The organism is Arthrobacter sp. 179 (genome assembly GCF_052379645.1).
Taxonomy (GTDB): domain Bacteria; phylum Actinomycetota; class Actinomycetes; order Actinomycetales; family Micrococcaceae; genus Arthrobacter_H.
Window position 1 is genome coordinate 1 of the sequence record NZ_JBQSYU010000044.1, and the last position, 8,084, is coordinate 8,084.

An 8,084-nucleotide genomic window follows, 5' to 3' on the forward strand; every position below is an offset into this window, starting at 1 on the left:
GGAAAAGCCCCCGGAAGAACCACCCTTCTGAGTCGATATCCGGGAGCTATCCAGCTTCTAGGCCTCGAGCTTGTGCCAGCCCTCTGCTGCGGTATAGATGGCAACGATTCGACCTTCACCAGGTCCGCTGTTCCCGGATCCGTCTTCCATGAGCCGGGCGAATTCGACTTTATCTTTGGTTAGTGCGTCGGTCGTTGTCTCGAGTGCTTCATCAAGGTCGTTTCCGAAGACATCCGTGCGTGAGTCGACACTGCCGCGAGACAGTCTTTCCAAGTGATAGGCCATAGAGCGATTCTATGCACGGCCCCAGCTCCTGACCAGCGCTTTTACTGATGCGCTGGGTGGATGTAGCCGGGGGAGTCCCGGGAAAACGCCCATCATGGTGCAGGGGGAGCAGGGTACTTGGAGCGTGGCTGAACGATGGCAAGCGGCCACCACAGGCGGGGATCCAGACAATAGAGAGTCCGCACGTGCGGCCGTCACCGAAGTGTCGCTCGCTCGTGCGGACTCTCTACGGACTAGATGAGGTTTAGCTTTGCGGTCTGACTAGCAGCCGTAGTAGAGCTCGAACTCATAGGGGTTCGGGCGCAGTGACAGCGGCTTGATCTCGGTTTCGCGTTTGAGGTCGATCCAGGTCCGGATCAGATCCTCGGTGAACACATCACCGGCGAGCAGGAAGTCGAAATCGTCCTCCAAAGCCGACAGGGCTTCCTCAAGCGACCCTGGTGCCACCTGGATGTCCTTGGCTTCCTCGGCTGGAAGTTCGTAGAGGTCCTTGTCGATCGGATCGGCCGGTTCAATGCGGTTGCGGATGCCATCGAGGCCTGCCATGAGCTGAGCGGCGAAAGCAAGGTACGGGTTGCCCGAGGCATCTGGCGCGCGGAACTCGATGCGCTTGGCCTTCGGGTTCGACCCCGTGATCGGGATGCGGATACCGGCGGAGCGGTTGCCCTGCGAATACACCATGTTCACCGGGGCTTCGAAGCCCTTGACCAGCCGCTTATAGGAGTTCACGGTCGGGTTGGTGAAGGCAAGGACGGAGGAGGCGTGCTTGAGTAGTCCGCCGATGTACCAGCGGGCGGTGTCCGACAGGCCGGCGTAGCCCTTCTCGTCGTAGAACAACGGGACACCATCGGTCCACAACGACTGGTGGCAGTGCATACCTGAACCGTTGTCACCGAAGACCGGCTTCGGCATGAACGTCGCGGACTTGCCCCAGGCATCGGCCAGGTTCTTGACGATGTACTTGAACTTCAGGATGTCATCAGCAGAGTGCGTCAGCGTATTGAACTTGTAGTTGATCTCGGCCTGGCCTGCGGCGCCGACCTCATGGTGCGACCGTTCGACTTCAAGGCCCGCCGCTTCGAGTTCCAGGCAGATGGCGTCACGCAAGTCGGCCTGCTTATCGGTGGGAGCCACCGGGAAGTAGCCTCCCTTGAACGGCGTTTTATAGGCCTGGTTGCCGCCCTCTTCCTTCTTGCCGGTGTTCCACGGAGCTTCGACTGAATCAATTTTGTAGAAGGAACCTTGCGGCTTCGACTCCCACTGCATGTTGTCGAAGATGAAGAATTCCGCTTCCGGAGCGAAGAAGGCAGTATCGGCAATACCCGTGGACTCCAGGTATGCCTCAGCACGCTCGGCTACGCCACGCGGGTCGCGGTGGTACGGTTCGCCGGTACGGGGGCTGACGATCGAGAAGTTGAAAGCCAGGGTCTTTTCCAGACGGAAGGGATCGACGAAGCCGGAGGTGACGTCCGGAATCAACTGCATGTCAGAGTCCGCGATTCCCTGGAAGCCCTTGATCGACGAAGCGTCGAAAAGCTGTCCGTCGACAAAGAAGTCTGCGTCAACCGTTTTGGCCGGGACGTTGAAGTGCTGCTGCACCCCCGGGAGGTCCGTGAATCGGATGTCGACGAATTTAACGTCCTCGTCGGCAATGTACTTGAGGACTTCGTCAGGGTTTTTGAACATCTGCTACTGCTCCTATGAGGTTTGCTCAGGCCAGGGAAGCACGCGGCCTTTGCACGTGTCGGCCCCTCGCTGTATCCCTACTCTAACGAATATTGGTTCCCCGATCGTGACACATTCGCTTCTCGGGCGTTATAGAGTGCCCAGCGGACCGATCCCAGCGATTTCGGGAGTAGTTTTTCGCTCCCGCCCGGCCTCGCGTTCCGGGCTTATCAGCGTGGACGGGACGATGTCGCCGCACTCTGGAAAGCCCGCGATAGACTGGTGGGGTGGAACGTAAAGATGTCAGCTCATGGCTCGAAGGCCCGCCTCAGCTCAATTCCGAAGCCTGGCCGGGCCAGCGCCTTGGACGGCCCGAAAGCGGGCCGGGATCTGTGGCTCGCATTGGCCGGCGCGTCGGTGCCTTGTGCATCGACTGGGCCTTGGCCATGATCCCGTCGTTCATTTTCTTCCACGGCAGTTCCTACGCCAATTTGGCGCTGTTCGCCGCCATGCAGATCGTCTTCGTCGGAGTGACCGGCCACTCCATCGGCCACCGCACCCTCGGTATGCAGGTGCAGGGCATGGACGGCTCGCCCGTGCGACCGCTCCAGGGCCTCATCCGCGGTGTCCTGGTCTGTCTGGTCGTCCCCCCACTGGTCACCGACCCGGATCAGCGCGGCCTCCACGACCGGGCCATCAAGACTATCCTCGTACGGACCTGACGTCCTGATATAAGTCGTAGGTCTTCCCAAAACACCTCCGGAGGTGCCAGAAGGGATATATCAGATCCCTCATCGAGGATCAGGCGTTGACGCGCCGGTCCTTCTGGCTGCCCCCGGAGGTGGGTCATGTCATTCCATCATGCAATACAGGCCGTTGTCGTGGCTGTGGACGTCGGTAAGAACACTCTGGCTCTGTCGGCCACCGACTCTGAACATCAGATTTTGCTGGATCCATTCGATGCCGCGATGACCCGAACGGGTCTGAACGCCGCGTTGGAGAAGATCCAAGTCGTCATACCACCGGATATCCCGGTCCTGGTCGGCATCGAGGCCGCCGGGCATTACCACCGCCCGCTTTCGTCCCCGATGTCCTGGCCCCCGGGTTGGAAACTGCTCCAGCTGAATCCGGCCCACGTGGCCGAGCAACGCCGCATCCAGGGCCGACGCAAGGTCAAGACCGCCGCGATCGATCTCGAAGCAATCACCGAACTGGTCCTGGCCGGACGTGGCCAGCAAATGACCGAACGCTCCGTGGTCATCGGCTCAATCACCGTCTTGGCCGCCCACCGGTATCGCCGTATAGAGGCCAAGACCGCGTTGAAGAACCAGATCCTGGGCCAACTCGACCGCACCTTTCCCGGCCTTTCCCTGGCCCTACCCAACATTCTGGCCACCAAGGTCGGCCGGCTGGTCACCGAGCACTTCGCCGACCCGGACCGTCTTTCCTCACTGGGTACCGAACGGTTCATCCGCTACGCCCAAGTTCGCGGGCTGCAGGTCCGAGGCCCCATGGCGGCCCGGCTGGTAGCCGCGGCCAGGGATGCGTTGCCCCAGACCGATGCCGTCTCGGCCCGCGACGTGCTCGTAGAAGACCTGGCAATGCTCCAACTCCTCGACGGGCAGATCTGCACGGTGGACGCCCAACTCGCCGCACTGTTGCCGTCCACCCCGTTCCATCCCCTACTGTCCGTGCCTGGCTGGTCAGTGTCCCGGGCCGCGGCCTACGGCGCCGGTATCGGGGAACCATCCCGCTGGCCGGGACAGTCGCAGATCTACCGGGCCTCCGGGCTGTCTCCGTCCCAATATGAATCAGCCGGTCGGCGCCGGGACGGCTCAATCAGCCGCGAGGGCAGCGTCGAACTACGCCGGGCCCTCATCGGCTTGGGCAACGGGCTGTGGCTCCACGACCCGGCCTCGAAGGACTATGTGGAGGCCCGAACCTGCCGATCAACTCCGGGGCGGGCCTCCTTCCAATCATCCAGCGAAAGCGGCACCCATGCTAGACAACTTCGTAGTCCTCGACTTTGAGACGGCGAACCCCAAGCGGGCGAGCGTCTGCCAGATCGGTGTGGCGAAAGTGGTCGGAGGCAAAGTGGCCGCGGTGCATACTTATCCGGTCTGCCCGCCGCGCGGGTTCGAGGTCTTCCACCCCAACAACATTGCTGTCCATCATCTGACGCCGTCCTATATCGAGGGTGCACCTGATTGGCCGGAGCTCCTGGACCGGTTGGTCCGCTTCACTGGTGGCCTGCCGTTGCTGGGGCACAATGTCGCCTTCGAACGGTCGGTGATCAACGCTGCGACCATCGAGTCTGGTCTGGAAGTTCCAGAGTTCGACTACGAGTGCACGATGAAGCTTGCCAAGCACTAGTTGCCGGGCTTGGCGGCGTACCGCCTCGACGTTGTGGCGGAGGAGATCGAGATTGCTGATTTCGGGCACCACGATGCCGGTGAGGATGCTCGAGCTTGCGCTGATGTCGCCCTGGCTCTTGCCGCACGCGTACAGGTGGGAACCCTTGCCGAGTTGCGGGCCCCACTGATGAAGAAGTCCCGCCGTACTGCCCGAAGCCGATAACCCCACGAAAGGCCACATCGTGTCTCGCACCACCCACACTGTTCCTGCTCCGCCCACGGAGCCGGCGGCCAGCTCTCCGGCCGTGGATCCCGCACCGTCCCCGGAGGTGCCGGATGCTGCGCCGACCCCAACCGAGGGCACCGTCGACTTCGGACAGCACTGGGACGGCTTCTGGTCTTCCGTCTCGGGAGCCTATCCGGGGCTGCCTGAGACCATGGCTATGGCGGGTACGGCTTTGGTCTTCGTGCTCATGCTCAAGTGGCTCTTGGATTCGCGCAAGGGCCGCAACACTGGGCATGTTGCCAAGCCGATGTTGTGGATCCTGATCCCAGCTTCTGCCCTGCTGGCGCCCTCACTGATCATCCCGTTGCTGCTGCATGTGATCTCGTTGCTCCTGAATATTGCTGCCGGTGCGTTGGACAACATCGTCGGCTAACCGGTTCTCGCAGGAGGGCGGGATTCTCCTGGTGCCAGGCGACTGCTTGCGCGGACGGGCCCGTATTGGCTCCTTGTCACCAGCCCGTCGTCCGCACGTCGTAGACGTAGCGATTCCTGTCGTAAACGTAGACGGGCATTGGCGTCGGCCGCCCTCCGGCTGCGTAAAGACCCCCGTCGTAGACGTGGAGGGGTATCGGCCGTGGAGTCCCATCGGCCGCGTAGAGGTGCGCCACCAGGTCTCGCACCCTGGCCACCGTCCTGACCTCAGACTCCTCGTCAAGGGTGACCTTCGCGACCGGGTTCCCGGTGGCCGGACAAACGTACTCTTCGATCTTGTCCACTTCAGTGGTGTCTATCGTGAGTCTGTCCCCGCCTATGAGCTCCAGCTCGTATTCCTTGCGTTGGGCGTCCTTGTTCAGGATCTTGGCAAACAACACTGTCGACCGGCCCTGAGCTTTCTTGGTCATGACTTTCTCCTATGCGGTTCACACGTCAAATGCTCATGACGAGCATCCTGAATGGGCGCATAGGCGTGATGCTCTGAACGCAGACGGCCCGTTAGCGGCGGACACGGCTTTCCTGGCTTAGAATTGAGACCAACGCTTCTCCACTCGCTGCAGATCCACTAGACGCAGAACCAGTTGCGGTTGAGCATATTTCACCCACGGCGGTACGAACACTTCTCCTGATGGGAAAACGATTGATGGCCCCGTCCCTTCGACGAACAGCCCCATTTGTCCCCCCATCATTTGCGCACTCGGCATCTGTGGCCTCAGCGTCATCAGGTCCTCGTTGCTTGGGGCAACGGCAAGGGTGCTTTCCAGCACACTCTTCAGAGCGTCGACCAGGGCCTGCTTTTTTGGAAGCTCTGCCTGCACGTTCGAGGACACCTTGATCTCATATTTCTCAAGGCACTTCTCCGGAGCTGCTTCGTACTCCTTGCGGAAGTTGTCGTCCGTGGCCAACTTGCCTAGAACTTCCAGAAACTGGCGAACATCGCCCATCGTTCTCACCCTCACTTATTTGTATAGCGAAATGATCAATCGAGCTTGTGTTCAGCATGGGCCTCCGACTGAGGGGAGTCAATACTTACGGACGATGGATTATTAGGGCACCGCAGGCGCCGGAGACTTTGCCTAGATGCGTGGGTCGGTAGTCGATAAACCAACTGTCCGGTGTCAGCCCTGAACCCGAAGGCCCGTCCCTCTCGTCAGAGAAAGAGGACGGGCCTTCGGGCTCTATTTCAAGGAAACGCCACCTGGCTGCTCCGAAGCGCTACCCAGATGGTCATGCCACGCCCCGCAGAGCGGGGTCCCGCCCCTTTCAGGCCGTCTGGGCCCGGTAACTGAAGAGTTTGAGCAGATTATGGCACCCCGCCATCAACTCCTACTCCCTCGAGGCCCTCTCCAAGCCGCGCAACAGCACGTGTTTGCCTTGCCGTGTGTGTATCTGCCGAAGACCGGTTCCACGATGGCCTTGCGCCTGGCATAGACCGCTCTGCCCTTCTTCGTCTTCAGCCGCCTGGCCATCCTCTCGGTCACCGTCGCGTCCTTCGGGATCCTGCCCCGCGGTGATTCCGGCACCGGGCGCCCATGCTTGACCCTCCGGGTGGACACGAAGAACGAAGTGCCCCCGGCAGCCTCCCGAGAACCGGTGTGTTCTAGGTTCGCGGCTGAGCAATACCCTGCGTCGGCACTCCACTTCGCCGGCATCGCGTCCAAGGAAGTGGTGGTGTGTTCGATCATCGGCACCAGCTGCTGCACGTCCACCGCGGTGTTGCCCAGTTGGGTGGTCACGGTGACCTGGCGGTCGGCATCAATAACGGCCTGGTCGTTGTAGCTGTAGTGGTAGGAACCATCGGCGGTCTTCGTGATCCTCGCGTCCGGGTCGGTGAAGTTGCGCTGGGACGTCGGTTTGGCCACCGCGTCCGCGGCAGCAGCGTCCCCGGAACCGGTGATGTCCTGGTCGTCGTCTCCACGATCGCTTGCCTTCGTTTCGGCTTCGGCCTCGATCGATTCCCATGCTGCCTGCATCGCGGCGGCCCGGCGCTGGCGGTTCGCCAGTTCGGCGGGCAGCTCATCTCCTCGCCTACCTGGCCCGAATCGGGCGTCCTCGTTCGCATCCACGGTCTTGGCCTCGGCCATCAGGTCACTGATCTCATCGGCGAGGACCTTCTGCCTGCTGGTGAGCCTTTCGTAGGACATCGCCTTATGCCGTGAGGCGTTGCCGCGGACCTTCGTTCCGTCCAGGGCCACATGGCCCAACGAGACCATGCCCGCGGCCCGGCAGAGTTCAAGGGCCTGGAGGAATACGTTGCCCAGTGCTGCGAGGTGGCGTTCACGGAAGCGGGCGATCGAGCGGAAGTCCGGTGCCTGCTGGGCGGCGAGCCAGCGGAAGGCGACCACATCGGTGCAGGCCTTCTCCAACTCGCGGGAGGAGCGGACCCCGACGCAGTATCCCTAGAGCAGAACCCTGAGCATCAGGCGTGGATCATAGGGTGGTTGGCCCTTGGCCTTGGCATGGGAGGCGTAGAACCGGGTCAGGTCCAGTTCGGTATCGACGAGTTCGCCGATGAACCGGGCCAGATGGTCCTGGGGTAGCCATTCATCCAGTGAGGGCGGGACGAGCATCACGGCGTTGGGTTCGAAGGCCTAGAAGCGTTTGTTGACTCCGCCGTTGGTGTCGATCCGGTCATCGTCCGGGAGCTCGACGCGTTCGATGAGGGATTCGTCGAACAGGCCATCCATGTCAGCAGAACCGGTATCCATACCCCCAATTATCCCAGCAGAGGCGCCTGTTCCTGGTTAATCCCCTCAGCGTTTTAAGGTTCGTTGCCGGAATTACTGACCCACGCACCTAGGAAACGGTCCGGAGGGGCGGCCGTACACGGTGCACGAGTAGACGTCGGCCGTGCAGGGTCAGGTGGGAATTGTGGTTGAGGAGTGGGCGACGGACCATATCGTCGGACATGGAAGAACTCCTGGATCGGTTGTCGTCATAACTGCCGATCCAGGAGGTCTCCACTTATTCAACTGCCGACAATATCTTGGTCGAGTACATCTAGCCGCCCAAGTTCCACGGGACTTACGCCACCACGATGTCGACTGTGCGTGGGTTGT

8 protein-coding genes and 1 pseudogene are annotated in these 8,084 nt (G+C 61.4%); 4 read left to right on the forward strand and 5 right to left on the reverse strand.

The genetic code is table 11. The features are described 5' to 3' along the window. Positions 1 to 57 precede the first annotated feature (57 nt). Together ACT3UE_RS15495 and glnA are read right to left on the reverse strand one after the other, a co-directional pair. Positions 58 to 285, reverse strand: coding sequence for a hypothetical protein (locus ACT3UE_RS15495; RefSeq protein ID WP_444555747.1), 228 nt, complete (start codon positions 283 to 285; stop codon positions 58 to 60). Positions 286 to 546: 261 nt separating this feature from the next. Beyond that, the gene (glnA, locus tag ACT3UE_RS15500; protein ID WP_444555748.1) at positions 547 to 1,971 is read right to left on the reverse strand and encodes a type I glutamate--ammonia ligase; all 1,425 of its coding nucleotides are present in this window, start codon (positions 1,969 to 1,971) and stop codon (positions 547 to 549) included. Between the two features lie 371 nt (positions 1,972 to 2,342). Here glnA and ACT3UE_RS15505 point away from each other — a divergent pair, with 371 nt between their 5' ends. The 4 genes from ACT3UE_RS15505 (at position 2,343) to ACT3UE_RS15520 (ending at position 4,963) form a co-directional block, all read left to right on the forward strand. Next, on the forward strand, positions 2,343 to 2,672 hold the full coding sequence (locus ACT3UE_RS15505; RefSeq protein ID WP_444561896.1) for an RDD family protein: 330 nt from the start codon (positions 2,343 to 2,345) through the stop codon (positions 2,670 to 2,672). A 126-nt stretch (positions 2,673 to 2,798) separates the two neighbouring features. Further along, a complete protein-coding gene (locus ACT3UE_RS15510) occupies positions 2,799 to 3,980 on the forward strand; it encodes an IS110 family transposase (RefSeq protein ID WP_444555750.1) in 1,182 nt (393 codons plus the stop codon). Further along, on the forward strand, positions 3,949 to 4,323 hold the full coding sequence (locus ACT3UE_RS15515; RefSeq protein WP_444555751.1) for a hypothetical protein: 375 nt from the start codon (positions 3,949 to 3,951) through the stop codon (positions 4,321 to 4,323). The genes ACT3UE_RS15510 and ACT3UE_RS15515 overlap by 32 nt, the downstream gene beginning before the upstream one ends. A gap of 223 nt (positions 4,324 to 4,546) precedes the next feature. Next, the gene (locus ACT3UE_RS15520) at positions 4,547 to 4,963 is read left to right on the forward strand and encodes a hypothetical protein (RefSeq protein ID WP_444555752.1); all 417 of its coding nucleotides are present in this window, start codon (positions 4,547 to 4,549) and stop codon (positions 4,961 to 4,963) included. Positions 4,964 to 5,039: 76 nt separating this feature from the next. Here the strand turns inward: ACT3UE_RS15520 and ACT3UE_RS15525 are convergent, their stop codons facing one another. The 3 genes and pseudogenes from ACT3UE_RS15525 to ACT3UE_RS15535 all read right to left on the reverse strand — a co-directional run bounded on the left by ACT3UE_RS15525 (position 5,040) and on the right by ACT3UE_RS15535 (position 7,595). After that, positions 5,040 to 5,432 (reverse strand): hypothetical protein, encoded by a 393-nt coding sequence (locus ACT3UE_RS15525; RefSeq protein ID WP_444555753.1) that lies wholly within the window; start codon positions 5,430 to 5,432, stop codon positions 5,040 to 5,042. Positions 5,433 to 5,549: 117 nt separating this feature from the next. Continuing rightward, on the reverse strand, positions 5,550 to 5,969 hold the full coding sequence (locus ACT3UE_RS15530) for a hypothetical protein (protein ID WP_444555754.1): 420 nt from the start codon (positions 5,967 to 5,969) through the stop codon (positions 5,550 to 5,552). A 319-nt stretch (positions 5,970 to 6,288) separates the two neighbouring features. Beyond that, positions 6,289 to 7,595: pseudogene (locus ACT3UE_RS15535) on the reverse strand (transposase). Positions 7,596 to 8,084: the final 489 nt, after the last annotated feature.

Excerpts from the sequence above, each read along its gene's own strand:
- ACT3UE_RS15495 (WP_444555747.1), bottom strand. The coding sequence starts at position 285 with ATGGCCTATCACTTGGAAAGACTGTCTCGCGGCAGTGTCGACTCACGC.
- ACT3UE_RS15530 (WP_444555754.1), bottom strand. The coding sequence starts at position 5,969 with ATGGGCGATGTTCGCCAGTTTCTGGAAGTTCTAGGCAAGTTGGCCACG.
- ACT3UE_RS15525 (WP_444555753.1), bottom strand. The coding sequence starts at position 5,432 with ATGACCAAGAAAGCTCAGGGCCGGTCGACAGTGTTGTTTGCCAAGATC.
- ACT3UE_RS15510 (WP_444555750.1), top strand. The coding sequence starts at position 2,799 with ATGTCATTCCATCATGCAATACAGGCCGTTGTCGTGGCTGTGGACGTC.
- glnA (WP_444555748.1), bottom strand. The coding sequence starts at position 1,971 with ATGTTCAAAAACCCTGACGAAGTCCTCAAGTACATTGCCGACGAGGAC.
- ACT3UE_RS15515 (WP_444555751.1), top strand. The coding sequence starts at position 3,949 with ATGCTAGACAACTTCGTAGTCCTCGACTTTGAGACGGCGAACCCCAAG.